The following is a 25834-nucleotide window of genomic DNA, read 5'->3' on the forward strand; positions in this document are numbered from 1 at the left end:
GCCCTGACCCATGCGCTGAAAAGCGCAGCAGCGGCTAAGGTTCGATAAAAGAAAAAACTACAGACGGTGTAACCTTGGCCCCCCATGCAACGAACTAACTCTCAGGACCACCTCGGCGCACGCGAGTCGCAGTTGCAGGGCTTGCTGCTGCGCGGGCTGGCGGGCGATGCACGGGCCTACCGCGAATTCCTTGCGGCGCTGGCGCTGCATGTGCGTGGGTTTCTGCGGCGGCGGCTGCAGCGGCGCCCGGCCGAAATCGAAGACTTGCTGCAGGAAGTGTTGCTGGCCGTGCATAACGCACGTCATACCTACCAGCCGCAACAGCCGTTGACGGCGTGGGTACAGGCGATTGCCCGTTACAAGCTGGCAGATTACCTGCGCCGCTATGCGCACCACGACGCGTTGCACGAGGTGCTGGAAGACGACAGTGACCTGTTCGCCACCAGTGATGAAGCGCCTGCCCAGGCCAGCCGCGATCTGGGCAAGCTGTTGGGGCGGTTGCCGGCGCGCCAGCGCTTGCCCATCGTCCACGTCAAGCTCGAAGGGCTGTCGGTGGAGGAGACTGCGCGTATCACCGGGCTTTCCTGTTCGGCGGTCAAGGTGGGCATACACCGGGGGCTCAAGGCGCTGGCCAAGCTGATTCGAGGCAGTGAAGAGCATGAAGACTGATGAACTGATTACCCTGCTGGCTGCTGGTGAAGCGCCGGTGGGCCGTCATGCGCTGGCACGGCGCCTGGCGCTGGCGTTGCTAGCAGGCACACTGGCTGCGGTGCTGATGACGGTGGCCGTCTACGGCGTGCGCAGCGACCTTGCCGAAGTGGCGCGTACGCCGCTGTTCTGGGCCAAGCTGGCCTTGCCCGCCAGCCTGGCGCTGCTCGGGCTGTGGTTGACGCAGCGCCTGGCCAGGCCCGGCGTGCGCGGCGGGATGGTGTGGCAACTGCTCGGGCTACCGTTGCTGCTGGTCTGGCTGGGAGCAGCGATCAGCCTGTTCGGGGCTCCGGTCGAAGCCCGTGCCGATTTGATCTTTGGGCGTACCTGGCGCACCTGTGCGTTGAACATCACGCTGCTGTGCGTGCCGGTGTTCATCACCCTGTTCTGGGCATTGCGTGGCCTGGCACCGACGCGGCTGCGCCAGGCTGGCGCAGCCGCGGGCCTGCTCGCCGGTGCGACCGCAACCTTGGTTTACTGCCTGCACTGCCCGGAAATGCAGGTGCCGTTCTGGGGGATCTGGTACGTGCTGGGAATGTCGGTGCCCACGTTGATGGGAGCAGTGCTTGGCCCGCGTTTGTTGAGGTGGTGAAGATGTAGAGCCTGGCTGATCGAGCGATACGGTGGGCTAGCGCAATGTTCGCTCAATTCCCCCAACCAGCAGGCTTTCCATCAACCCCAACCCTTGTTCCTCAGGCAAAGCCTTCAGCATCCCAGGCAACTGGTTGAGCAACGTCGCCACCACCTGCGCCGTCGCCGCCAATGCTGCGTCGGGCAGTTTCGCCTGTGGTGCGATCAACCGCAGCAACCCTGTCTCGTAACGTTTGCGCAACAACGCCAGGCGCGTTTGCTGCGCTTCGCTCAGGCAGCAGAAGTCCCGTGCGGCCAGGCGAAACTGCAGGGGCCGTTCGGCATGCAGTTGCCAGTGCGCTGCAATCAGGCAAGCCAACGCCGAACCGCCGCGCGCTGTAGCACGGCGGCCAAGCTCCAGCGTTGCCTGCAGCTCCTCGTACAACTCTTCGATCAGGTCGTACAGCAAGTCCTGCTTGCTCGGGAAGTGGTGATACAGCGAACCTGCGGTCACGCCCAGATGTGCCGCCAGTTCGCGCATGCTCACCTGGCCGAAGCCCTTCTCGGCGAACAGCGCCATGGCCCGGTCACGTCGCTCTTCAAAATTGGCACAGCGCATCGCGGCATTGACCGGGGGCATGCTGTTAGCTCCTCAGTAGGTGAAGAAGCCGCGGCCGCTCTTGCGCCCCAGCCAGCCGGCCGCGACCATTTCCCTTAGCAGTGGGGCAGGGCGGTACTTGCTGTCGTTGAAGCCCTCATGGAAGGCTTCCATGATCGCCAGCAAGGTGTCCAGGCCAATCAGGTCGGCCAGCGCCAGCGGGCCGATCGGCTGGTTGCAACCCAGGCGCATGCCGGTGTCGATGTCTTCGGCACTGGCCAGGCCCTCCTGGCGCACGAAGATCGCTTCGTTGATCATCGGCACCAGGATGCGGTTGACCACGAAGCCCGGGCGGTTACCGGCAGTGATCGGCGTCTTGCCGAGCTTCTCGGTAACCAGCAGGGCCTGGGCATAGGTGCTGTCACTGGTTTGCAGGCCACGGATGATCTCGACCAGGGCCATCATCGGCACAGGGTTGAAGAAGTGCACGCCGATGAACCGCTCAGGGTGCTCGATACTGGCCGCCAGCTGGGTCACCGACAGTGACGAGGTGTTGGTGGCAATCAGGCAATCGGGCGCCACGTTGGCAGCCACTTGCTGAAGGATGCGCTGCTTGAGCTGCAGGTTTTCGGTCGCCGCCTCGATCACCAGTTGCGCAGTGCTCAAGCGGGCATAATCGGTGCTGGTGCTGATGCGCGCTTTGGCTGCGCTGGCGCGCTCAGCATCGAGGGTACCCTTGTTGACCTGGCGCTCCAGGTTTTTGCTCAGGGTGGCGACGCCGCGCTCTAGTGCGGCCTCGGCGACATCCACCAGCAGCACCTGATAGCCGGCCACCGCGCAGACTTGCGCGATGCCGTTGCCCATGGTGCCGGCGCCGATCACGGCGATCTGTTCAATGCTCATGTTGCAAGTTCCCTCAGACGCGCTCGAAGACGACGGCGATGCCCTGGCCGCCGCCAATGCACATGGTGGCCAACGCGTAGCGGCCCTGAATGCGCTGCAGTTCATGGATGGCCTTGGTGGCAATGATCGCCCCGGTGGCACCCACCGGGTGGCCCAGGGAAATGCCGGACCCGTTCGGGTTGACCTTCTGCGGGTCGAAGTCCAGCGCGCGGGCCACGGCACAGGCTTGGGCGGCGAAGGCTTCATTGGACTCGATCACGTCCAGGTCGCTGATGTTCAGGCCGGCCTTTTCCAGCGCTTTGCGTGTTGCCGGGATCGGCCCCAGGCCCATCAGCTCGGGCTCGACGCCGGCATGGGCGTAGGCCACCAGGCGCGCCAGCGGCTTGAGGCCCAGGCGGCGTACGGCGTCACCGGTCGCCAGCACCAGGCCGGCAGCGCCGTCGTTGATGCCGCTGGCGTTGCCGGCGGTAACGGTGCCGTCTTTCTTGAAGACGGTCTTCATGCCGGCCAGCTGTTCGGCGGTCACATCGCCGCGTACGTGTTCGTCAACGGCGAACTCGACGGTGCCTTTGCGGGTTTTCAGTTCCAGCGGCACGATCTGGCTGGCGAAGCGGCCTTCAGCGATGGCACGGGCGGCGCGGCGCTGGCTGGTCAGGGCCAGTTCATCCTGCATCTGGCGGGTGATGCCGTGCTTGGCGGCGACATTTTCCGCCGTGATGCCCATGTGGAAGTGTTCGAACGGGTCCTGCAGAACGCCGACGGTGTAGTCGATGCCTTGCAGGTCGCCCATGCGCGCACCCCAGCGGGCCTGTGGCAGCAAGTAAGGGCCACGGCTCATGGACTCGGCACCGGCGGCCAGGGCCACATCGGCATCACCCAGCAGCAGGCACTGGGTAGCGGAAACGATGGCCTGAAGGCCCGAACCGCACAGGCGGTTGACGTTGAACGCCGGGGTTTCCTTGGGGATGCCAGCGTTCATCGCGGCGACCCGCGACAGGTAAGCATCGCGTGGCTCGGTGGGGATGACATTACCCATGACCACATGGCCGACCTGCTCAGGTGCTACGCCCGAGCGTTCGAGGGCGGCGCGGCTGATGGCAGTGGCGAGGTCTGCCAGCGGCAGGTCCTTGAGCGAGCCACCAAAACCACCGATGGCGGAACGGACGGCACTGACGACGTAGATTTCTGCGCTGCTCATAGAGGCTCCGATTGCGAAGGCATGGCGGAAGCGGGCCAGGCTCTGCGAGAATGGCCGGCGCTCCCTCGTTGAGTCCGAGTCTAGGCAAAGGCCCTGTTCCAGCCTATGCCGGATCTGTTCAGTCAACCTGGCACTTTTTGCCACTCAGCATAGACAGCGAATAACGCCATGCGCGATAGCGATTCGGTCGCCGTGTACTTTCTCAATGCCATGTTTCATGCCCTGCGCGACCAGCCCTTGGTGCGTGACGCCCATCTGCGTGCGGTGGGCATCGACCCGGCGCTGCTCGATCAGCCACAGGCCCGCGTACCGGCCAAGGCGTTCGCCCAACTATGGCTGACGCAGATCCAGCTGCTGGACGATGAGTTCTTTCGCCTCGACAGCCATGGCATGCCGCTGGGGAGCTTTGCCCTGATCTGCCGCGGCCTTATCCAGGAGCCGAACCTGGACAAGGCACTGCGCCAATGCTTGGGCAATTTCAGCCTGTTCCTGCATGACCTGCGCGGCAGCCTGACGGTGCGCGCCGGGCGGGCTGTGATCAGCGTGCACTCGGACATTGCCGACCCGTTGACCCGGGTTTATGCCGAGGAGACCTATCTGGTGCTGGTGGTTGGCCTGCTGTGCTGGCTGGCCGGGCGCCGTCTGGCCATCGACCGCACCGAGCTTGCAGTGGCGCGCCCGGCCCAGGACGACGACCTGCTGCTGTGGGGGCCGGACTTGCGTCTGGGCAGCGGGCGCACCGAGGTTGAGTTCGACAGCGCTTATCTGCGTCTGCCGGTGGTCCAGGACCTGGCCGGTCTGAAAACCTTCCTGCGTAGCGCGCCCCAGGGCCTGGTGATCCGCTTTCGCAACCAGAATGGGTTGGTGGCCCAGGTGTACCGGCATCTGCGTGCCCGGCGCTATGGGCAATGGCCGACGCTGGCGGCCCTGGCTGAGCATCAGGGGATCAGTGCCAGCACTTTCCGCCGCCAGTTGGAGCGCGAAGGGCGTTCGTATCAGCAGATCAAGGATGAGGTGCGTCGCGCCATGGCGTTCGAGCGTTTGCGTGAGGGGGTGATGAGCATTGCTGAAATCGCCGAGCAGGCGGGGTTTCAGGAGCCCAGTGCGTTTCATCGGGCGTTCAAGAAGTGGACGGGGCAAAGCCCGGGGAGATATCGGGCTAGGTTGGTTGGGCAGTAGCGTTGGCCCAGCCTGGCCGGCCTCAGCGCCTGCACGGCCCAGCCATGGGCCGAAGCGCTTGACGGGCATCCATGCCCGTCACCTCCCTGCGCAAGACCTGCGCTCGGCCTCCTGAAGTCGCAATCGGCGGTGCCTGGCATACCGCGCACTTAGAAGCAAAAGCAAAAGAAAAACAAAGCAAGGCAAACATGAATCAACGGCACCGCAGCAGCGTCCCAGTCGCCTGCTGGCTTCAGAATCGTGCGGTACTCACCGTGATATAGCCCTTGTCCAGCAGCGCAATGCGGATCACCGTCTCATCGGCTGGCGCCTTGCGCTTTTGCTTGATGCAAACGCCCTCGACACCAATGGCACGGATGCGGTGCGCGATGAGGCGGCCACATGCGTCGAAAAACAACTCGCTGGCCAGCAACTCGATGCGTTCGATCAGCCCCCGCGTGCGCTCGTCGGTGGCACAAAAGAACAGTACTCCCGACCAGTGCGGGTCGTCGTCAGGGTTGCTGACATCATGGGCCAGCAGCTCGCGCAGGGCGCTGCGCAACTCGGCAGTGGTGCGGGTGTGTGGATGCATGCGCAGCTTCCTCTGGGACACAAGTGCCGATCATGTTTCCCATGGTGGTGCGCGGCAAGTAGGACGCTTCCGAGAGGTTGGGTAGGAATTTTCTGAACGTGTAGAGAGGTGCTGGGTGGCTTGCAAGCGGTCGACCTGCAAAAGCCAACCGCGGCCCGGCTCTTCTGTTGGCGGTGAGCTGTCAAGGCGCGGATTACGTGATGGCCGCCGCTCCGGCCTTGGCCACTTGGGCATCCTGTTCAGGCTTGACCCCGGATACACCGATGGCGCCGACCACCTGGCCATCCACCCGCAATGGCACGCCGCCCTCCAGGCTGGTCAGCAGCGGCGCGGTGACGAACGCGGTGCGCCCGCCGTTGACCATCTGTTCGTAATCGCGCGTTTCCTTGCGGCCCAAGGCCGAGCTGCGAGCCTTTTCAACGGCGATGTAGGCGCTGGCTGCCGCGCAGCCGTCCATGCGCTCCAGGCCAAGCGGATGGCCGCCGTCGTCGACCACCGCGATGGTGACCTTCCACTGGTGCGCCAGGGCCTCCTGGCGGGCGGCTGCAAGCAGGCGGGCAACTTCGACCTGGCCGATCACGGACTTGCTATGCATGGCTGTTCTCCTGGTTCAGGGCTGCTTCGACGATTTCGATCCAGTGCCGTACCGGTGTGCGTCCGGCACCGTCGAGGTGGGTCTGGCAACCGATGTTGGCGGTGGCGATGAGTTGCGGCTTGCCGCTTTCCAGCGCGTTGAGTCGGTTGTCGCGCAGTTGCCGCGACAGTTCGGGCTGGGTCAGCGAGTAGGTCCCGGCAGAGCCGCAGCACAAATGGCCGTCGGGCACTGCGGTGAGGGTGAAGCCAAGCCGGGCCAGCAGGCTCTCCACCTGGCCGCCGAGCTTGAGGGCGTGCTGCAGGGTGCACGGGCAATGAAAGGCCAGGCGTTGTTCGGCGCACACGCCCAGTTGCTCGACCGGCTCGTTGCGCAGCACTTCCACCAGGTCGCGCGATAGCGCGCTGACCCGCGCAGCCTTGGCCGCGTAAAGCGGATCCTTCTCCAGCAGGTGGCCGTAGTCACGCACGAAGGCGCCGCAGCCGCTGGCGGTCTGCACGATGGCTTCGGCACCCGCTTCGATGGCGGGCCACCAGGCATCGATGTTGCGCCGGGCACGCTGCAGGCCTTGCTCCTGGGCACTGAGGTGGTAATCCACTGCGCCACAGCAGCCAGCTTGGCGTGCTGGCTCGACGCTGATGCCCAGGCGGTCCAGCAACCGCGCGGTGGCGGCGTTGGTGTTGGGTGACAGGGCCGGCTGTACGCAGCCTTCAAGCAGCAGCACGCGGCGCGCGTGGCGCACCGCCGGGCGCTTGCCAGGGGAGGCCACCTGGGCGGGCAACTTGCTCTTGAGTGCGCCCGGCATCACTGGGCGCAGAGTTTGGCCTGCGCGGGTCAGCGCCTTGAACAGCGCCGGGCGCGGCACCACTGCGCGCAAACCTTGGCGCAGCAGGCGCTGGCCGACCGGGCGGGGCACTTGCTGCTCGACCACGGCGCGGCCGATGTCCAGCAGGTCATGGTATTTGACCCCTGACGGGCAGGTGGTCTCACAGTTGCGGCAGGTCAGGCAGCGGTCCAGGTGCAGTTGGGTACTGGCGGTGACCGGCGCACCTTCGAGCACTTGCTTGATCAGGTAGATGCGCCCGCGCGGTCCGTCCAGTTCATCGCCGAGCAACTGGTAGGTGGGGCAGGTGGCCGTGCAGAAGCCACAGTGCACGCATGCGCGCAGGATGCTCTCGGCCTCTTCGGCGCGGGCCAGGCGCTTGGCGGTGTCGCTCAGGTTGGTTTGCATGGCGTGGCCTCACAGGTCCGGGTACAGGCGGCCAGGGTTGAACAAGCCCTGGGGGTCGAGTTGGCGCTTGAGGGCGTGGTGATAACGCATCAGCGCGGCCGGCAGTGGTGCACTGCTGTGCTCGCCTTGGGCATAGCCGGTGGCGTGGCCGCCGGCCTTGGTCACCTGCTCGCGGATCGCCGCTGCGGGGGCGTTGGACTTCAGCCAGCGCTGCGCGCCGCCCCAGTCGATCAGCTGGCGCCCCGGCAGGTCCAGTTCGGCGGTGGCAATGGGCACCGATAGGCGCCACAGCGGTTCGGGGCCCTCGAAGAAGGCCAGGCGCTGCTCGCGCAGGTCACTCCAGAACGGGCTGTCGAGCACGTCGCCGCCCAGGCGCTGGCGGGCCGATTGCACCGAGCCCTCACCGCCTTCCAGGCGCAGGTACAGTGCTTCACCGTCGTGGCAGGCTGCGCTGATCGGCAACGGCTGCTGACCCCATTCGGCCAGTTCGGCCAGGGCCTGATGGCGGTCCATCGGCAGGCGCAGGCTCAGGCATTGCCGGGGCCGTGGCAGCACCTTCAGCGACACTTCGGTCAGCAGGCCCAGGCAGCCGAAGCTGCCGGCCATCAGCCGCGAGACGTCGTAACCGGCGACGTTCTTCATCACCTCACCGCCAAAGCGCAGCAGCTTGCCGTGGCCGGTAATGACCCGCGTGCCGAGTACATAGTCGCGTACCGACCCGGCCCAGGGCCGACGGGGCCCGGACAGCCCCGCTGCTACCATGCCGCCCAGGGTCGCCCCGGCGCCGAGGTGGGGCGGTTCGCATGGCAGCATCTGCCCGGCCTCGAACAGCGCCGCCTCGATCTCTTGCAGTGGCGTACCGGCGCGAGCGGTGAGCACCAGCTCGGTCGGGTCGTAACTGACGATGCCGCGGTGGCCGCGGGTATCGACGAGCTCCCCGACCACCGGGCGCCCCAGCATGGCTTTGCTGTTGCTGCCCTGAATGCGCAGCGGGGTGTTCAGGTTCAAGGCCTGGTTGACCTGTTCGAGCAGGTCCTGGCTCATATCGCGGTCCAGGCTCATCAGAAGCGCTCCAGGTCAGGGAAGGGCAGTTGGCCGTGATGCACATGCATGGCACCGAACTCGGCGCAGCGGTGCAGGGTGGGGATGTTCTTGCCCGGGTTGAGCAGCCCTTTGGGATCGAACGCTGCCTTCACGGCATGGAACAGGGTGATTTCGTCGCTGTTGAACTGCGCGCACATCTGGTTGATTTTCTCGCGGCCCACGCCATGCTCGCCGGTGATGCTGCCGCCCACTGCCACGCACAGTTCAAGGATGCGCCCGCCGATGGCTTCGGCGCGTTCCAGTTCGCCGGGCAGGTTGGCATCGAACAGGATCAGTGGGTGCATGTTGCCGTCGCCGGCGTGGAACACGTTGGCAACGCGCAGGCCGTACTGCGCGGACAGTTCGCTGATGCCCTTGAGCACGCGCGGCAGTTCGCGGCGCGGGATGGTCCCGTCCATGCAGTAGTAGTCCGGCGAGATGCGCCCCACCGCAGGGAATGCGTTCTTGCGGCCTGCCCAGAAGCGCACGCGCTCGGCCTCGTCGCAGGCCAGGCGCACCTCGCGTGCGCCGGCCTGCTGCAGTACCGCTGCCACACGCTCGCAGTCGTCCTGCACGTCGGCCTCGACACCATCGAGTTCGCACAAAAGGATCGCCGCAGCCTCGACCGGGTAACCAGCGTGGATGAAGTCTTCGGCGGCGCGGATCGCCAGGTTGTCCATCATTTCCAGGCCACCGGGGATGATCCCGGCAGCAATGATTTCGGCCACGGCCCGGCCGGCGTCTTCCACGCTGTCGAAACTGGCCAGCAGGACCCGGGCGACCTGGGGCTTGGGCAGCAGTTTGACGGTCACTTCGGTGACGATCCCGAGCATGCCTTCGGAACCGGTGAACAGTGCCAGCAGGTCGAAGCCTGGGCTGTCGAGGGCATCGCTGCCCAAGGTCAGGCGTTCGCCTTCGACGGTGAGGATCTCCACCTTGAGCAGGTTGTGTACGGTCAAACCGTACTTCAGGCAGTGCACGCCTCCGGCGTTTTCAGCGACATTGCCGCCGATGGAGCAGGCGATTTGCGAAGAGGGGTCTGGCGCGTAGTAAAGGCCATAGGGCGCCGCTGCCTGGGAAATGGCCAGGTTGCGCACCCCCGGCTGAACCCGGGCGAAACGGCCTTGCGGGTTGACTTCAAGAATGCGGTTGAAGCGTGCCATGACCAGCAGGATGCCCTTGGCCAGTGGCAATGCGCCGCCTGACAAGCCCGTGCCGGCACCACGCGCCACGACGGGCACGCCGCGTAGGTGGCAGAGCCTGAGCAGCGTCTGCACCTGCTCCAGACGCTCGGGCAGCACCACCATCAGGGGCACGGTGCGGTAAGCAGAGAGGCCGTCGCATTCGTAAGGTGTGAGGTCTTCGCCCCGATGCAGGATCTCAAGGTCGGGCAGCGCTTCACGCAAGGCCTGCAGCAGGGCCGGCTGGTCCACGGCAGGCAGCGCGCCATCGACCCGTTCGTCGTAGAGAATGTTCATCAGGCTCACTCAACGGCAGTTTTTGTTGTTGTGGGTAAACCGTTCACCCCCGCAGCCTGCGCGCCCCGTTGCCTCAGGTCGAGCCTGCAGCGCACTGGTCCTACCAGTTTTTCCGGCAGGTGCTGGTTATTTACCGGTTGGGATGCGTAGATTGGCGCAAGCTATGGAAGTGGTCCTACCAGTTGAGGGGGTGCACATGGTTGCTGAAGGCAAGGCCAAGGTCGCCGACCAGGTTGCCGAGCGGGTCGAACGGTTGATCGTCGAGGGTGTGCTCAAGGTGGGGCAGGCCTTGCCTTCGGAGCGACGCCTGGTGGAAAAGCTCGGCTGTTCGCGCTCGGCACTGCGTGAAGGCCTGCGCATCCTGCGCGGGCGCGGCATCATCGACACCGAGCAGGGGCGCGGTTCGTTCGTCGCCGACCTGACCGGGCAGCAGGTGGGCGTCACCCCGCTGATGCACCTGTTCAGCTCGCAACCGCGCACCTTGTTCGACCTGTTGGAAGTGCGCGCGCTGCTCGAGGCCGAGTCCGCACGCCTGGCAGCGTTGCGTGCCACCGATGTTGATCGCCTGCTGATCCGCCGTCGCTACGAAGACATGCTCGCCGCCCACGCAGCGCCCGAAGGGCTGGATGCGCGTGAGCACGCCCACCGCGACCATGCATTCCACCGGGCAATCAGCGAGGCCTCGCACAACCCGGTGCTGGTGCACACCCTGCAGTCGCTCAGCGACCTGACCTTGAGCACGGTGTTCGCATCGGTCAACAACCTGTATTGCCGCCCCGCGCAGAAGCGCCAGATCGACCGCCAGCACGCGCGGTTGTATCACGCAGTGATGGAGCAATTGCCGGAGCAGGCGCAGCGGGCGGCGCGAGAGCACATCAACGGGATTCGCGACAGTTTGCGCGAGATCGAGCAGGAGGAGCAGCGGCTGGTGCGGGCGACCATGCGCATGGACGGGTGGGGGTGAAGTGACCCTGAGGGCGCCGGTTTGCCGGCGCCCTCAGGGTCGTGACAGAAATACCTTTATTGCGCCAGATGCCGGATCATCGCGACCGTCAAGTACAAGCGCGGCGCCACACTGTTCAGCTCGATGTACTCATCGTCCCCATGCAGCCCCGCGCCGACCACGCCCAGGGTTTCCAGCACCGCAGGCTTGTCGCTGCCCGGTACGTAGGCATAGCCGGCATCGGTGCCGAAGCGCATGGCAATCGGCTCAATCTTGTGGCCGACTTTGGCGTACAGCTGCTGGGCAGTCTGGGCCAGCTTCGCCGATGCGTCATTGCGTGCCAGGGGTGGGCGGCCTTTTTCGACGGTGACGGTCGCTTGGGTATCGGCGACCAGCAGTTTTTTCACGATGCGCTGAGCGTCGCTCTGCACCCGGTCGGTCTCGCTCAGGTCCGAGTAGCGCATGTCCGCTTCGGCAGTGGCCAATGCCGGGATGATGTTGGCCTTTTCGCCGGATTTGGCCAGGGTCCAGTTCACCGTGGTGCCTTTGCTGGCATCACCCAGGTCTTTGAGCTGGAGCAACTGGTGGGCCAGTTCGGTCAACGCGTTGCGCCCCTCTTCGGGGGCCGAGCCTGCGTGCGAGGCACGGCCCTTGACCTCGAGCCTGAGGCGGTTGATGCCATTGGTGGCGACCGTCACGGCGTCCTTGTCCGGTGGCTCGTAAGAGAAAACGTAGTCATGCTTGCGCGCCAGTTCGGCGATGATCTGCTTCGACCCGGCCGAACCCATTTCCTCATCCGGGTTGAACAGCACGGTGAGCGTGCGGTAACCCTTGAACTCTTGCTGTTGCAGCAGTTTGAGTGCATGCAGGATCATCGCCACGCCACCCTTGGCGTCGGCAACGCCCGGGCCGTAGGCGCGTGGGCCATCCACGCGGAACGGGCGCTTGGCCACGGTGCCAGGGACGAAGACGGTGTCGTAGTGGACCATGAGCAGGAAATCTTTGCTGCCGGTACCTTTGAAGGTGCCGACGATGTTGTCGCCTACTGACGGTTTGGCGGAGTGGGTTTGCACCTGGGCACCCAATGCCTCGAGGCGCTGGACCAGCGCGGCGCTGACTTGTTCAAGGCCGGGCTCGGTGCCGGTACCGGTGTCGACCGAAACCAGGCTCTTGAGGGTTTCAAGGTAGGCTGCCTGTTCGCCTTGGGCTTGCTTGAGCAGGTCCTGGGGAGAAGGTTGGGCAGCGGTTGCCTGGGTACAGGCGATCAAAAGCGCCAGGGCGATGGCGTGGGGAGGGCGGGGCAAAGGCATCGGTTCTTCCTTGTCGTGGTGGACCGTTGAGCCTAGCCCCTCAAGCGTGTACCTGCCCGGGCAAATGCAGCCTTTTCGCGGGCACGCCCCGGGGGGCGGCCCGCGAGAAAGTCATACAGGCCTCAGTGGTGAGCCATTGGGTCATCTTGGGACAATATGGCTCGAGCCAGCTCTTCATCGCTGGCCTGCAAGCCAGGATTGTCCTTGCGTGCCTGTTCCAGCGCCGATTCCACGTAGGCGCCTCGAATAGCACCACCGCTGGCGACGAATGCAGACAACTCGTCACGGGCGGGGATGATCCGTTTGTCATCCTTGAAAGTCGAATACAGCGAGGCGGATACACCGGCCGAGGTAGCGACGTCGCCCGCATCGACGCGGGCCATGGCAGCACCGGCAGGCAGCAGGAGCAGCAATGCAGGTGCGAGGAATAGGTGGCGCATAGCGTGTTCTCCAATAGCGTGAAGCCCAAGGGAAATACCACTCAGTGAGTAAGATGGCGCAACTGGGGTGGTAGTTCCCTTGGTGGAACATTACCGTCGAGCGCGGATTGACAAAGCTTCCAGCCCTTATGCTGGTGAGCGTCGATACAGCGGGCGTGGCATGCTCGGATCGAGTTCGGTGAGCCTGGAGCCGGCTATGACGAAACCGGCGCGCTCTGCCAGGCGCTGGCTGGCCTGGTTGTCGATATCGGTGGTCAGCCACACCGGCGTTGCGATGGCATCGAGCAGGCCGGTCAATGCTTCGCGCATCAGCCCCTTGCCACTGAACGCCTGGCTGGCCCAGTAACCTACCTCGTACTCAGCGTTGCCCGGGCGCAGGCCGATGCAGCCGATGACTGCGTCACTGTCCGCGTGCAGCACGAAGTACCGCTTTTCGGCTGCGGGGTCGAGAAATTCGCGGGCACTCAGTTGCAGGCTCTCGCACACTTCCTGCAGCGTCCAGTCAGGTTTGGCCCAGGCCAGGAAGGGTTGGTGCAGGGTGTAGCTTTCGAGCAGGGCCTGGCGCAGTTGCGCTGCAAGGGCCGGGTCGGGGCGCACCAGGCGGGTGCGCGGGGTGCTCAGGGAGCAAGGGAGTGTGGGGTAGGGCATACGGGCCATCCTGGCATGAGGGGGTATCACTCTACTTTGCGCGTATTGCATTGACCGTGTCGAGCGGGCGTGGTCTGCTCGGCTTGACGACCCATTTGCGATCCCCACCAACAGCGCCATCGACCCTGGGAAAATGAAGGACCACCATGCCCGACTACAAACTGCACTGCTTCGCCGAATCCGGTAATGCTTATAAAGCTGCCCTCATGCTCGAACTCACCGGCCAGGCCTGGCAGCCGGTGTTCGTCGATTTCTTCAACGGCCAGACTCGTGAGCAAAGCTGGCGTGATGAGGTCAACGAGCAGGGCGAGGTGCCGGTGCTGGAGCATGCGGGCCAGAAGATCACCCAGTCGGCGCTGATCCTTGAATACCTCGCCGAACGCACCGGCCAGTTCGGCCCGCGCGATGACAACGAAAAGCGCGAAATCTGGCGCTGGATGCTGTTCGACAACCACAAGTTCACTGCCTATTACGCGGCGCTGCGGTTCATTTTCTGCCTGAAGAACGCTGGCGAAACACCGGTAACCCAGTTTCTTCGCGAGCGCGCCACGGCTGCTTACCGGGTGGTCGATGCGCACCTGGCGAAAACGCCCTATATGGTCGATGGGCGCCTGACCATCGCCGACCTGTCGCTGGCGGGCTATGTGTTCATGCCGGAAGATACCGGCATCCCGTTGGCACAGTTCACCCATATTGAAGCGTGGAAAGCGCGTATCCAGGCGCTGCCGGGCTGGAAGCATCCCTATGAACTGATGCCACGCACAGCGCCGGTCTGATCGGCCGCGTCGTACTTGAGGGCGGCCGGGTGAAAACTACCCAGCCGCGTCCTGCTTTGGTGCGCGGCGGCCTCAAATTGAGTCAACAGGCACATAAAAAACCATCAAGAACGGACCATTCTGTGCAACCTGCACACTATTTGTCATGCCGTGCGCCTGCTATTTCGCCGTACATCGGCCAGCAAAAAGCGGCCCGTATATTGCTCTGGCTGCTCCAACCTAAACCCGGAGCACCTGACAATGAGTTCCCCCTCCGAATTCCCGCTTTGCGAGGCGCCGCAGCACGCCCGCAAGGGCCTTCTCCCAATCGCCATGGTCCTGTTCAGTTTCACCTTCTTCACCGGCACGATGTTCGCCGGGGGCAAGCTGGGCATGGCCTTCGGGTTCATCGACATGCTCTGGATCGCCACCCTCGGCAACACGCTGCTGGCCCTTTACGCCGCCGCGCTGGCGTTCATCGCTTCGCGCAGCGGGCTCAACACTGTACTGATGGGGCGCTTCTGCTTCGGCGAGGCGGGCAGCCGGCTGTCGGACTTCCTGCTCGGTTTCGCCGAACTGGGCTGGTATGCGTGGGGCACGGCCACTGTGGCGATCGTGCTGGTAAAGCTGCTTGGGCTGGCCGAGGGCTTCACCGTGCCGTTGATGGTGCTGTTCGGGTTGGGCTTCAGCATCACGGCATTGGTCGGTTTCAAGGGGCTGGACCTGTTGTCGCGGGTATCGGTACCGCTGATGTTCGCCCTGTTGATCGTCTCCATGGTAATCGCCACCCGCGACGTGGGTGGCCTGCAGCAACTGGCGGCGCTGGTGCCGCATGAGACCATGACCTTCTCGGCAGCGGTGACCATGGTCTTCGGCACCTTTGCCAGCGGCGCCACCCAAGCCACCAACTGGACGCGCCTGTCGCGCAGCGGGCGGGTGGCGGTGACGGCCAGTATGGTGGCATTTCTGCTCGGCAACGGGCTGATGGTCGTGGCCGGCGCCTGGTGCGCGATGGTCTACCAGCAGGCCGACATCGTCGAAGTGATGATGCTGCAAGGGCTGTCGTTCGCAGCGGTGGTCATGCTCTGCCTCAACCTGTGGACCATCCAGGGGCCGACCATCTACAACGTTGCCGCCGCAGCGTGTCACCTGGTGCGCAGCGAACGCCGGCGCACGGCAACACTGGTGGCGGCAGGAGTAGGCATCGTGTTGGCGATCGGTGGCATGTACGAGTTGCTGATTCCCTTCCTGGTATTGCTGGGTTCGATCATCCCGCCGGTGGGTGGGGTGATCATGGCCGACTTCTGGTACCGCCACCGTGGCAAGTATCCGGCCCTGGCTACGGTCAGCCTGCCGCGCTACAACCTGCTGGGGCTGTTCGCCTATGGGGTCGGTGCGCTGGCGGCCTATGCCTCGCCCTGGGTGGCGCCACTGGTGGGTATCGGCGCCTCGGCGCTGTGCTATATCGTGCTGCTTGAGCTCGGCGGCCGACGCCGGGCACTGGGCCAGGCGCGGGCCGAGCCGTGAGCCTGGCCCTGGAAGAGATCCTGCACCTGCCCGGCCTGCACGAGATGAGCGTGCGGGCTGGCGCACGCAACCTGCAGCGGCGGGTGCGCTGGCCCTACGTGGCGGAGAACGAGGGCATCGCCGAATGGGTGATGGGCGGTGAGCTGGTGTTCGTCACCGGCATCAACCACCCTCGTGGCGAGGGCAACCTGCTGAGCCTGGTCGAAGACGGCGATGCGGTGGGTATCGCCGGCATGGTGATCCTCACGGGCGGTACCTTCATCCAGTGTATTCCGGCCGCGGTAATCGCGCGCGCCGAGCAGTTGGGGTTGCCACTGATCGAGCAGCCCTATGCCCTGAAGATGGTGGTGGTCACCCACCTGATCGGTACCGCACTGGTACAGATGGCCCAGGTGCGCCGCTCGCGCAACGACATCCTCGGGCAACTGCTGACCGGTGACTATCCAAGCCTGGCCATCGCCCGCCAGCGGGCCGCGCACCTGCAGCTCGACCTGGACGGGCCGCGGCGTTTGGTGGCGTTGCGCTTGTCGGCGGTCGACGGGCTGTTCGAGCGGCATGGCCTGGCCAAAGGCGAACGCCTGTGGCAGGACACCCGCCAAACCCTGGAAGACCGGCTTGAAGCCTGGTGCCGGGCCCGGGCCGGCGCGGTCACCGCGCAACTGGCCGGTGACCTGTTCGTGTTGCTGCTGCCCGATACCCCGGACTTGCGTGCAGCCTTGGCCGGCCTGCACCGGCAGTTGGCCGCGCAGGCAGGTGAGATGGGGCTGTTCATGGGCCTGTCGAGCCTCGCCGAGGACTGTGGCCATTACCGCCAAGCCCTCAACCAGGCGCGTCAGGCCCTGGAGGTGGCGCAAAACCTGCGCCCGGCCACCGGCTTGTGCGACTTCAGCGAGCTCGGTGTATTGCGCCTGCTGCAGGGCATCGTCGACCGTTCGCTGATCGATGACTTCGTCGCCCAGACCCTCGGCCCGCTGCGCGCCCCCGGGCGTAAACAGCCCAACGCACTGCTGCACACCCTCGACGCGCTGCTCAAGGAAAACGGCAACGGTCTCAAGGCCGGGCAGCGCCTGGGTTTGCACCGCAACACCATCAACCAACGGATGCAACGCATCGAACAACTGAGCGGGCAGTCCCTGGACGACCCGCTTTTCCGTATGAACGCTGCGGTCGCTATGCTGATATGGCGCATGACCGAAGCCCAAGGCAAGGAGTAACTCCATGAACATCATCAACGCACGACTGCGCGGTAAGCCCGGCCTGATGCGCATCGAACTGGACGGCGAGCGTATCGCCGCCATTGTGCCCCAGGCCAATGCCGTCATGCCCGCCAGCCCCGACGACCTGGACGCCCAACAGAACCTGGTGGTGCCCCCCTTCGTCGAGCCGCACATTCACCTCGATGCCACTTTGACCGCCGGTGAGCCGAACTGGAACATGAGCGGCACGCTGTTCGAGGGTATCGAGCGCTGGGCCGAGCGCAAGGCAATCACCACCCACGACGACATCAAGACCCGCGCCAAGAAGACCATCGGCATGCTCGTGGACCATGGCATCCAGCATGTGCGTACCCATGTGGATGTGACCGACCCCAAGCTCACGGCGCTCAAGGCGATGGTCGAGGTGCGTGAGGAGGTGCGCGAGCTGATCGACCTGCAGATCGTCGCGTTCCCGCAGGAAGGCATCGAGTCGTACGCCAACGGCCGTGCGTTGATGACCGAGGCGGTGGCGATGGGCGCCGACGTGGTCGGCGGCATTCCACATTTCGAGAACACCCGCGACCAGGGCGTGTCGTCAGTGAAATTCCTCATGGAGCTGGCCGAGCGTACGGGCTGCCTGGTGGACGTGCATTGCGACGAGACCGACGACCCGCAGTCGCGCTTCCTCGAGGTGCTGGCCGAAGAAGCGCGGGTGCGCGGGATGGGGGCACGGGTGACCGCAAGCCACACCACGGCCATGGGTTCCTATGACAATGCCTACTGCTCCAAACTGTTCCGCCTGTTGAAAATGTCGGGCATCAATTTCGTTTCGTGCCCGACCGAGAGCATCCACTTGCAGGGGCGCTTCGACAGCTACCCCAAACGCCGCGGGCTGACGCGTGTGGCCGAGATCGACCGGGCAGGCATGAACGTGTGCTTCGGCCAGGATTCGATCGTCGACCCCTGGTACCCGCTGGGCAACGGCAACATCCTGCGCATACTCGAGGCAGGGCTGCACATCTGCCACATGCTGGGCTACGAAGACCTGCAACGTTGCCTGGACCTGATCACCGACAACAGTGCGCGCACGCTCAACCTTGGCGAGCGCTACGGCATCGAGGTGGGGCGCCCGGCGAACCTTTTGTTGCTGTCGGCGCCGGACGACTATGAGATGGTGCGCAGCCAGGGCCATGCGCTGGTGTCGGTGCGCCACGGCAAGGTGCTGATGCGCCGTACACAGGCGCAGGTCGAACGGTTCGCCTGAAGCGGGAAGGGGCCACTGAGTGCTTGCCTGGCGACGCTGAACTTGGCACCCTTTGTGGCCGCCGAACCGTCCATGCCGTGACAGAAGGAAACCTACCGTTGAGTTGGGACAAAATCGGGAAACTGCTCGTAGCCCTGTTGCTTGGCCTGATGGTCTGGCTGGTGGCCTACGTGGTGCTCAAGGACAACGCCCGCCTCGAAGCTTCCCTGACCTATTCCTACCTCACCTACCCAAGCCAGTTCAGCGAGCGCATCAGCAAGACCAACGAACAGCTCAAGTACGAGCGGCTGCAGCCTCGCATCGCCGGCATTGGCCAGGGGGCGCTGAGCCAGGATCAGGTCGACAGGCTGATCGACCTGGCCCAGGCACCCTACGCCCAACTGTTCGCCAAACCGTTCGAGGCCGGGTTGGTGGATCACCGTACCGGCTTGCTCATAGAGCTGCGCAACACCGGTCACACCGAGGTGCGCGAGGTCAAGGTGCGCCTGCCGGCCAAGGGTTTGGTGCAAGTGCGCGACGGTTCAGGCAACGACACCCTCTACGAGGCCTCCACGCCCATGGTCGAGATCCCGGTCATCGAGCAAGGCAGGGCGTGCAAGGTGTGGGTGTATTTCGATGCCGACTACTCGCAGATCCGCCAGGGGGGTATCAGCATCAGCCATGCCGACGGTGTGGCGGATGTGCAGGTGTATCGAGAATTCATCGGTTTCCCGGCGTTGGTGGCGCGCTACAGCCGGGAGCTGATGGTGCTGCTTGGTGTGCTGGGGCTCAGTGTGCTGGGCCTGGGCTACGCCTGCCTCGCGCGGTCACGCAAGCCTATATTGCCCTCCTGATGGCGTCACCTGGCGCTTAGTGGCCGCCGTCGTGCAGGGCCAGGCTTTGGCGCAACTGCTCGATCACGGCTGTGCGCAATGCCTCTGGCGCCTGTACACGTATGGAGCCCGCCTGGGACAGCAGCCAGCCCATCAACGCGCGGCTGTCGTCGACGGTGGCATCCAGGGTCGCCCCGCCGTTGCCGTGCGGGGCCAGGCGCATGTCATCTGACAAGGGCTGGTCCTCCAGGCGCCGTGCGAGGGCGTCATCCACCCAGGCGCGCAATTCGATCTGCCGGGCAGGGCAGAGCGCATCCGGCTGCAGCAGTTGAGCCTCACCCAGGCTGCGGCCTGGCTGCCAGTACCAGCCGTAGGGCATGCCCTTGTTGTTGCAGCGTAAATGGAACAGCGACGCAAGCTCATTGAGGTCACGTTCCACCGTGCGTTTGCTGGTCTTGTAGCCGACCTTGGCCAACGCGGCCTGCAACTGTGTGGAGCTCATGCCCGGATGGCGGTCGGGCAGCAATTTGAGCAGTTGCCACTGGCGGGCGATCGTGTGGCGGGTAGAGTTGCTGGGCAAAGGGCTCGTCCTTGAAGTTCAGGCGTGGTGCATGCCTGAATGATGGCAATTGGCTATTGCTGCGAGCATACCCGTTCAGTGAATAGGATCCAAGTTCAGCAGGATGAGCGGCCTGCGCACTTGTTTCACGATTCGGCGCCACCCCATGCTCAGGCAGGCAGGCGCTGCCAAAGCCGGCGATCACCAGGCGGAGCATTTCCTCAAGGCTCGGCTAAGACGCCACGATGCGGTCGGGAAATCCCTGCTGGTCACGGACGATGGTCAGCGGCGAGAGCATTCCGCCAATCTGGTCGCTGGTGAAACCGACGAAGATCTCCCGTTGCGCTTGCCGTGTGTGATTGCACAGGAGAGGGGAACCTGGAGAGCCTGGAGGCGAATGGACGGGGCAGATTGGCGGTAAGTGCTGTTTGCCGGCAACTTTGTTGTTGCTGCCGGCGTCTATGCTGATCTTCGATCTTGGCGAACGAGATTTCGCTTCCTGGAGCTGTGGTGTCAGCGCTGCTCAGAGCACATACTTTTTTTGGGTCAAAAAATCGGGTTCTCGCCAATTGGGACCTTTGATGTACCCGTATCCACCCTGTTGTATCAGTCCTTCGTCAATCATTTTCTTGATCAAGTTCATGAGTTGCAGGCAATCGCCAATGTTTACCCATGCATGCCGGTTGTACAGATTGTCGAGCCGTGGGTGAGAAATGCCATCACGCCTGGCGAGCCACAAAATGACATCTGTGGGGCTCTCGTTCGTTACTATTTCGCTGATCGTGTTCATTTGTTTTCTCGCGCAATCTGTTGGTTATCTGCTTCGATGGCTTCTGGAGTGTAAAGCAGTTCGGGTTCTGAGGTGAGTTGGTAGTCTTCCAGTGTTGCTGTGTGTGTATTGTTCCACACCTCACCAACATCGCTTGGTCTGATTTTATCTGGGATTCCAAGTGCGCGAAAGCGCTCAAGCTCCCTTGTTTCATGAGTGTAGAATCGCTTATCTGTGTCGGTCGCTTGTGATGTGCCTTGTAGGATTTTTTCAAGCCTGTCGATCATGATGTCATTGGCATCGGAGGGTTCGAATCGACTGACATGCAATTTGACTAGGTCAACTCCCGTTTGGTTGATCGTGGCTTCTCGCCAGTCCAGGCGTTCGATAGGCCCGCCTGCTTTGTCTGGATTGTAGGCCCTGCCGCTGTATGTGCCTATAGTTGTAGCGCCGGGATACGGCGAATTGAATACGATATATAACGGCGGCAGGCCAGACTCTACCGGGAAGCAGTAAATGCAATCTCTGGGATTTTGGGGTTCATTTGCGGGGAAGGGCGTCGCCGCGCTGCTGGCCGTTTCGAGATTTACACCCTTATAGGGGTTGGGCTTGACGGGTATGCCTGGAGATGTGGTCGAAGAGCCACCAGCGACATGAATGGGGAATGTAAGTCGTATCGGGAAGTCCCTTGATGGGACCGAGACGTAACTGTTACTCGCTTCATCGAATATGAGGGCGCGCACGGGTATCTGGTGCGCTGCATCTGCTGTACTCAGATGCCTCGTAAGGATGTAGGTGTCGAGGTCAGTGTGGATTCGAAGCGGGGACTCAAGGAGACCTTCGGTTGTAGCAAGCTCATTAAGGTTCTCGGGTAGGTCAGGGATCAGCAGCTCTGCCGGGATGCTCAAGGCCGAATCATGGTACAGGTCAGAGTTCCCTAGTTCAGGGGAGTAAAGGACACCGCCGATACCCAGTCTGAAAATTCGCAATGCTGCAGCTTCGGCCATGTTAATCAGTCTACGTCCTGCATACTTCAGTCCGAATTCAATGTATCGACTTATTGCTATGGGGCCTTGGGTTGTGCCTAATTGAATTGTTGGGTTCGTCGTCAGGATGATGGTGTTGCTGTGAGGGCGCTCCTGGTTTCTGTTTTGTAGAACTGATGTTGCTGTATGGTGAGTTTTTTCCAGCTCTCTCAAAACCTTCTTCAGGCAACGCTTCAGCACAATTTCGATTTGGGCGGCAGTGAGGCTGATTGCGAGTTTGTACAATGCCTCTTCAATTATGAAGAATTCGCTTTCTTCTTCGATATATACGTATGCCGTGACCTCGAAAAACTGGGCCAAGGTCTGGTCGTTTGGGGCGTAAACATGAATGCCGTTGTAGAGGTCTGTGTGCTGGCCTGCCTGACGACGAATTTCGCTGTAAAGAAGCAGGAGCAGTGCCTTTTTTGCAAAGAGCTTGCCGGCGGTTTCGCTGTGAGTCAGGTCAATGTCTAGATACTGCTTTTCCAAGTAGGTTGCAAGGCCGGGTTCCCCCGCAGGACAAGACGCTTCAATGCTGTTGATCACATTCTGCGCAATACTTTCAGCGCTCTCCAAAAGCGCATTGTCAGTAAGCGCTGTTATGTCTGGCGGCGTTATTGGTATTGTGAAAGGCTGTTTCCATGAGAGCAAGGTTTCGAAGTTATAATCAAAAGGCGCGGAGGAGTATATTTCGTCAAGTTCAGGGTTTGTTATGGTTCTGCGGGCAGTCATTTCTCTTTCCTGTGATGCAGGTTTGGAGAGAAATATGATGTGACTGTTGCCTCCCAAGACTAAGATGGAATTGGTTCTTAGGCCACTTTCATGGCCCTGACTTTATTCGCCCAGGCATTGGGAGTGGCGCCGCAGCGACTGAGGGTGCGTTCGAAGACTGGGCAGCGAGGCATGAGCAGGGCTGTGGTTATCGGCCCCGGTGTTTACCTACGCAGAGGTATTGTGTGAACACACGATGTGCCTGCTCATAGCACCCTGCGGATAGAGCGCCGCGCGCGGCGCTTGATGTCGCAGACGCTGGAAATGCCGCGGCGAGCAGCCCCACAGCACAATCCCTGAGCCCTAAATCCCCGCCCGGCGCACGTGCTTCACCAACACCTTCTCCAACAACTCCCACATCGCAGGGTCGGTACTGAACGCCACGTTGAACCGCATCCACCCGGTCGGCTTGGCATCGACCATGAACAACTGCCCGGGCCCGAGCATGATGCCTTTCTCCAGCGCATCATCCAGTAGCGCTGCGCTGTCCGGGATGGCCGGGTGGCGGGTCCAGATATACATGCCTTCATCCGACTCGATGAACAGCTCGAAACCCAGCCGGTGCAGGTGCCGGCCAACTTCCTGGTGGGCCTCGGCCAGGCGCTGGCGCAGGCGCTTGAGGTGCTTGCGCCAGCGGCCGTCGATGATCGCGGCATACACCACACGCTCCATCACCTGCGAGGTGGTCAGGCCCGAGCGCATCTTCAGGTGCAGCAGCTTCTGCGCCAGTTCCGGGTTGGCCAACAGGTAGCCGACCCGCACGTTGGGCGAAATGCTCTTGGAGTAGCTGCCCACGTACACCACCTGCTGCAGGTGGTCGAGGCTGGCCAGGCACGGCTGCGGCTCGGCGACCATGTCGGCGTACAGGTTGTTTTCCACCAGGCGAAAGCCGTGCTGGCTGGCCAGTTGCAGCAAGCGGTGCAGCTGCGCCAGCGGGGTGCGCGAGCAGGTCGGGCTGTGCAGGTGCGGCTGAGTGAAGAAAGCCGTCGGGCGGTGGTGCGCCAACAGCTGCTCGAGGTGGTTGAGGTCGTAGCCGTTGGGGGTGCGCGGCACGCCGATCAAGGTGGCGCCCTGGGTGCGCAGGATGCTCATCAGGTTGGGGTAGCCGGGGTCGTCCACCAGCACCACGTCACCGGGGCGCACAAGCGTGCGCACGGCCAGGTCCAGAGCCTGGCTGGCACCGTGGGTGAGCATCAGCTGGGCGGTGTTGGCGACGATCGACAGTTCCTGCTGCAGGTTCTGCGCGGTCAGCGCGCGCAATTCCGGCAGGCCCATCGGGTCGCCATAGCCGGACAGCTCCAGCGGGCTGCCGGCAACCTGGCGCAGGCCGCGGCGCAGGCCTTCTTCGTACATCCAGTCGTTGGGCAGCCAGCCGCAGCCCGGTTTGAATGGCAACTGACGGGTCTCGAAGATCTGCTGCAGGTACCATTCGGAGTTGAACGATGGTCGACTGGCGTCGGCCTCGGCGCTGTGGTTGTCCAGCAATTCGGCCGCCGCGCGGTTGACGAAGAACCCGGCATTGCCCTTGCTCACCAGCAGCCCCTGGGCGACCAGGCGGTCGTAAGCCTCGACCACGGTGAAGGTGCTCACCGAATAGGTCGCGGCAAACGCGCGGATCGACGGGACCTTGGCACCTGGCTTGAGGGTCTGGTTGTCGATCAGCTCACGCAGCCCGTCGATGATCTGGTTGACCAACGGCGTCGAGGAGTCTGGGTGTAATTCAAGCATTCGGGGGCCTTGAGGGTGCGTAACGGCAGGCGCCTGCAGGGTGTATTGCATCGGCGACCTGTACAGTGCAGTGCGACTTTCATGCCACTGTGCATGGCTCTATGTGTCGGACATTTTTACATTAGGTGTCAGATAGCGCCACATAAAGCATGTTCAGTTCGCTCCAGGGGCAAACCCAGGGGCGCGTCAGCAGGCCGCCATGGAAGGCCTGCGTGTGTAACAGCACACCTCCTGCCCGCATTAGCACTGATGTACAGGTAAGGCCGATGACCATCGCGGTCTTACAGTTTTCCTTGGATAAAAAGAAGCACGGGGTACACAACTGATGGACGCAACATCCACAACCACCACCGCGAACAGCGGGCACGAGAGCAAACTCAGTGCCTCGCTCAAGTCGCGCCACCTGACGATGATGTCGATCGCCGGGGTTATCGGCGGCGCCTTGTTCGTCGGCTCCGGCAGCGTGATCCACAGCGCCGGCCCGGCTGCTGTCCTGGCCTACCTGGCAGGCGGCATCCTGGTGGTACTGATCATGCGCATGCTGGGTGAAATGGCGACTTCGTCGCCCGACACCGGTTCGTTTTCCACCTACGCCGACCGCGCCATTGGCCGTTGGGCCGGTTTCACCATCGGCTGGCTGTACTGGTGGTACTGGGTCATCCTCATGGCCTGGGAAGCTTATGTGGCAGGCAAGATCCTGCATGGTTTCTTCCCTGATGTAAGCGTCAACGTGTTCGTGCTGGCCACGACCCTGGTGCTGATCACCGTCAACTTCTTCAACGTCAAGCACTACGGCGAGTTCGAGTTCTGGTTCGCGTTGATCAAGGTGATCGCGATCGTCTGCTTCCTGATCGTGTGTACCGCAGCGGTGATGAACATCTGGCAGTTCGGTGAAGTGCGCGGCATCACCCACCTGACCGCCGAAGGCTTCATGCCCAATGGCATCACCACGGTGATCGGTGCGTTGCTTGGCGTGATGTTCGCCTTCCTCGGTGCCGAAATCGTCACCATCGCCGCATCCGAAGCCAAGGACCCGGCCACCCAGATCGTCAAGGCCACCAACTCGGTGGTGTGGCGTGTATGCCTGTTCTACGTCGGCTCGATCTTCCTGATCGTCTGCCTGGTGCCGTGGAACGACCCGCACCTGGGCGTTTCCGGTTATGGCGCCTACCGCCGCACCTTGGAACTGCTGGGTGTGCCGTATGCCGAGCTGTTGATGAACTTCGTGGTACTGACGTCGGTGAGCAGCTGCCTGATCTCGGGCCACTACACCGCTTCGCGCATGCTGTTCTCGCTGGCACAGCGTGGCGATGCGCCGTCGTTCTTCAAGACAACCCGCGCCGGTACCGGCGTACCGGTGAACGCGATTATCGGTTCGTGCGCCGTGGCCGTGGTGTGTGCGCTGATCAACTTCAGCGAGACCCTGCGCCCGAAAGACGTGCTCGATACACTGATGAACACCACCGGCATGATCGCTTTGCTGGTGTACCTGGTGATTGCCTTCTCGCAGCTGCGCATGCGCCGCAAGCTGATCGCCGAGGGCAAGGAAGTACGCCTGAAGATGTGGCTGTTCCCGTGGCTGACCTACCTGGTGATCGCCTTCATCGTCGCCGCACTGGTGACCATGGCCTTCATGCCTGACTACCAGATCCTGGTGATCTCCACCGGCATTGCTGCCGCCGTCGTGGTGGCCATGGGTGTGGTGCACCAGATGCGCAGCGCCCGCAAGCACTAAGCGCTAGTGGTTGCCCGAAGCGGCCGGCTCCCTCGTGGACCCGGCCGTTTCGCGTTGATGGGCGGGAGTTTTGTCCGCTGGCATGTGAAAGCGCCCGTTCATCCACGGTGAGCCGAGGAGGGCGGCGGCGCTGATCAGGGCCAGTAGGGCCAGGGCGAGGAATGGTTTCATGGGCATGCGCATAAGGGGCTGACTTCAAGGATGAGCTAACAGTTCCCGCGACAGGGCCCGTACAGGCGAC

Annotated in this window: 26 protein-coding genes and 1 pseudogene; 10 read left to right on the forward strand and 17 right to left on the reverse strand. The window is 63.2% G+C overall.

Features of this window, described 5'->3' with window-relative positions; genetic code table 11:
- Positions 1–84: 84 nt before the first annotated feature.
- Entirely contained in the window at positions 85–669 is a 585-nt protein-coding gene (locus tag ACMGF5_RS19640; protein WP_414156768.1) for a sigma-70 family RNA polymerase sigma factor, read from the forward strand.
- Positions 659–1300, forward strand: a complete 642-nt coding sequence (locus ACMGF5_RS19645; protein ID WP_414157112.1) for a DUF1109 domain-containing protein — start codon at positions 659–661, stop codon at positions 1298–1300. Before ACMGF5_RS19640 ends, ACMGF5_RS19645 begins: the two co-directional genes overlap by 11 nt.
- Positions 1301–1336: 36 nt before the next feature.
- Here the strand turns inward: ACMGF5_RS19645 and ACMGF5_RS19650 are convergent, their stop codons facing one another.
- Genes ACMGF5_RS19650 through ACMGF5_RS19660 form a run of 3 tightly spaced genes read right to left on the reverse strand, consistent with a single transcriptional unit; the run spans position 1337 to position 3977 of the window.
- Entirely contained in the window at positions 1337–1918 is a 582-nt protein-coding gene (locus ACMGF5_RS19650; RefSeq protein WP_174141448.1) for a TetR/AcrR family transcriptional regulator, read from the reverse strand.
- A 12-nt stretch (positions 1919–1930) separates the two neighbouring features.
- Positions 1931–2779 carry a 3-hydroxybutyryl-CoA dehydrogenase gene (locus tag ACMGF5_RS19655; protein WP_046785517.1) on the reverse strand — a complete coding sequence of 283 codons (849 nt, stop codon included), beginning with the start codon at positions 2777–2779 and terminating at the stop codon, positions 1931–1933.
- A gap of 13 nt (positions 2780–2792) precedes the next feature.
- On the reverse strand, positions 2793–3977 hold the full coding sequence (locus ACMGF5_RS19660; RefSeq protein WP_046785516.1) for an acetyl-CoA C-acyltransferase family protein: 1185 nt from the start codon (positions 3975–3977) through the stop codon (positions 2793–2795).
- A 168-nt stretch (positions 3978–4145) separates the two neighbouring features.
- Here ACMGF5_RS19660 and ACMGF5_RS19665 point away from each other — a divergent pair, with 168 nt between their 5' ends.
- Entirely contained in the window at positions 4146–5156 is a 1011-nt protein-coding gene (locus ACMGF5_RS19665; RefSeq protein ID WP_119688803.1) for an AraC family transcriptional regulator, read from the forward strand.
- Positions 5157–5388: 232 nt separating this feature from the next.
- Here the strand turns inward: ACMGF5_RS19665 and ACMGF5_RS19670 are convergent, their stop codons facing one another.
- The 5 genes from ACMGF5_RS19670 to glcD form a co-directional block, all read right to left on the reverse strand.
- Entirely contained in the window at positions 5389–5727 is a 339-nt protein-coding gene (locus ACMGF5_RS19670) for a hypothetical protein (protein ID WP_115275095.1), read from the reverse strand.
- 193 nt (positions 5728–5920) lie between these two features.
- On the reverse strand, positions 5921–6322 hold the full coding sequence (locus ACMGF5_RS19675; protein WP_046785513.1) for a heme-binding protein: 402 nt from the start codon (positions 6320–6322) through the stop codon (positions 5921–5923).
- The gene (gene glcF, locus ACMGF5_RS19680; RefSeq protein WP_414157113.1) at positions 6315–7550 is read right to left on the reverse strand and encodes a glycolate oxidase subunit GlcF; all 1236 of its coding nucleotides are present in this window, start codon (positions 7548–7550) and stop codon (positions 6315–6317) included. The genes ACMGF5_RS19675 and glcF overlap by 8 nt, the downstream gene beginning before the upstream one ends.
- A 9-nt stretch (positions 7551–7559) precedes the next feature.
- Complete coding sequence (gene glcE / locus ACMGF5_RS19685) at positions 7560–8612, reverse strand: glycolate oxidase subunit GlcE (RefSeq protein WP_414156764.1); 1053 nt, start codon at positions 8610–8612, stop codon at positions 7560–7562.
- The gene (gene glcD / locus ACMGF5_RS19690; protein ID WP_046785510.1) at positions 8612–10111 is read right to left on the reverse strand and encodes a glycolate oxidase subunit GlcD; all 1500 of its coding nucleotides are present in this window, start codon (positions 10109–10111) and stop codon (positions 8612–8614) included. Before glcD ends, glcE begins: the two co-directional genes overlap by 1 nt.
- A gap of 196 nt (positions 10112–10307) precedes the next feature.
- Here glcD and glcC point away from each other — a divergent pair, with 196 nt between their 5' ends.
- On the forward strand, positions 10308–11075 hold the full coding sequence (glcC, locus tag ACMGF5_RS19695; RefSeq protein ID WP_115275091.1) for a transcriptional regulator GlcC: 768 nt from the start codon (positions 10308–10310) through the stop codon (positions 11073–11075).
- Positions 11076–11131: 56 nt separating this feature from the next.
- On the opposite strand, the gene ACMGF5_RS19700 is transcribed toward glcC, so the two are convergent.
- From ACMGF5_RS19700 to ACMGF5_RS19710, 3 genes are all read right to left on the reverse strand, one after another.
- Positions 11132–12364 (reverse strand): M20/M25/M40 family metallo-hydrolase, encoded by a 1233-nt coding sequence (locus ACMGF5_RS19700; protein WP_414157114.1) that lies wholly within the window; start codon positions 12362–12364, stop codon positions 11132–11134.
- 122 nt (positions 12365–12486) lie between these two features.
- Positions 12487–12804, reverse strand: a complete 318-nt coding sequence (locus ACMGF5_RS19705; protein WP_012314094.1) for a DUF2388 domain-containing protein — start codon at positions 12802–12804, stop codon at positions 12487–12489.
- Positions 12805–12930: 126 nt separating this feature from the next.
- A complete protein-coding gene (locus tag ACMGF5_RS19710) occupies positions 12931–13452 on the reverse strand; it encodes a GNAT family N-acetyltransferase (RefSeq protein WP_119688808.1) in 522 nt (173 codons plus the stop codon).
- Between the two features lie 146 nt (positions 13453–13598).
- Between ACMGF5_RS19710 and ACMGF5_RS19715 the strand changes: the two genes are divergently transcribed.
- The 5 genes from ACMGF5_RS19715 to ACMGF5_RS19735 all read left to right on the forward strand — a co-directional run bounded on the left by ACMGF5_RS19715 (position 13599) and on the right by ACMGF5_RS19735 (position 19027).
- Positions 13599–14228: a glutathione S-transferase family protein gene (locus ACMGF5_RS19715; protein WP_174141455.1), complete on the forward strand. Its 630-nt coding sequence runs from the start codon at positions 13599–13601 to the stop codon at positions 14226–14228.
- Positions 14229–14468: 240 nt separating this feature from the next.
- Positions 14469–15734 (forward strand): cytosine permease, encoded by a 1266-nt coding sequence (gene codB / locus ACMGF5_RS19720; protein ID WP_115275088.1) that lies wholly within the window; start codon positions 14469–14471, stop codon positions 15732–15734.
- Entirely contained in the window at positions 15731–16948 is a 1218-nt protein-coding gene (locus tag ACMGF5_RS19725; RefSeq protein WP_125922924.1) for a PucR family transcriptional regulator, read from the forward strand. Before codB ends, ACMGF5_RS19725 begins: the two co-directional genes overlap by 4 nt.
- Positions 16949–16952: 4 nt before the next feature.
- The gene (gene codA, locus ACMGF5_RS19730; protein WP_119688811.1) at positions 16953–18194 is read left to right on the forward strand and encodes a cytosine deaminase; all 1242 of its coding nucleotides are present in this window, start codon (positions 16953–16955) and stop codon (positions 18192–18194) included.
- A gap of 98 nt (positions 18195–18292) precedes the next feature.
- Complete coding sequence (locus tag ACMGF5_RS19735) at positions 18293–19027, forward strand: hypothetical protein (RefSeq protein ID WP_119688812.1); 735 nt, start codon at positions 18293–18295, stop codon at positions 19025–19027.
- 16 nt (positions 19028–19043) lie between these two features.
- On the opposite strand, the gene ACMGF5_RS19740 is transcribed toward ACMGF5_RS19735, so the two are convergent.
- From ACMGF5_RS19740 to ACMGF5_RS19760, 5 genes and pseudogenes are all read right to left on the reverse strand, one after another.
- Positions 19044–19586: a WYL domain-containing protein gene (locus tag ACMGF5_RS19740; RefSeq protein WP_115275085.1), complete on the reverse strand. Its 543-nt coding sequence runs from the start codon at positions 19584–19586 to the stop codon at positions 19044–19046.
- Between the two features lie 130 nt (positions 19587–19716).
- Positions 19717–19908: pseudogene (locus tag ACMGF5_RS19745) on the reverse strand (LysR family transcriptional regulator); the annotation flags it as partial.
- A 180-nt stretch (positions 19909–20088) separates the two neighbouring features.
- The gene (locus ACMGF5_RS19750; RefSeq protein WP_115275084.1) at positions 20089–20355 is read right to left on the reverse strand and encodes a hypothetical protein; all 267 of its coding nucleotides are present in this window, start codon (positions 20353–20355) and stop codon (positions 20089–20091) included.
- Positions 20352–22091 (reverse strand): S-type pyocin domain-containing protein, encoded by a 1740-nt coding sequence (locus ACMGF5_RS19755; protein ID WP_119688813.1) that lies wholly within the window; start codon positions 22089–22091, stop codon positions 20352–20354. Before ACMGF5_RS19755 ends, ACMGF5_RS19750 begins: the two co-directional genes overlap by 4 nt.
- 342 nt (positions 22092–22433) lie before the next feature.
- Positions 22434–23858 (reverse strand): PLP-dependent aminotransferase family protein, encoded by a 1425-nt coding sequence (locus ACMGF5_RS19760; protein WP_039601970.1) that lies wholly within the window; start codon positions 23856–23858, stop codon positions 22434–22436.
- 325 nt (positions 23859–24183) lie between these two features.
- Here ACMGF5_RS19760 and ACMGF5_RS19765 point away from each other — a divergent pair, with 325 nt between their 5' ends.
- On the forward strand, positions 24184–25593 hold the full coding sequence (locus ACMGF5_RS19765; protein ID WP_046785499.1) for an amino acid permease: 1410 nt from the start codon (positions 24184–24186) through the stop codon (positions 25591–25593).
- Between the two features lie 3 nt (positions 25594–25596).
- On the opposite strand, the gene ACMGF5_RS19770 is transcribed toward ACMGF5_RS19765, so the two are convergent.
- Entirely contained in the window at positions 25597–25776 is a 180-nt protein-coding gene (locus tag ACMGF5_RS19770) for a hypothetical protein (RefSeq protein ID WP_115275082.1), read from the reverse strand.
- Between the last annotated feature and the right edge of the window lie 58 nt (positions 25777–25834).

Origin of the sequence: Pseudomonas sp. BNK-15 (assembly GCF_047456105.1) — a bacterium.
In the GTDB taxonomy this organism is placed as follows: Bacteria; Pseudomonadota; Gammaproteobacteria; order Pseudomonadales; family Pseudomonadaceae; genus Aquipseudomonas; species Aquipseudomonas putida_E.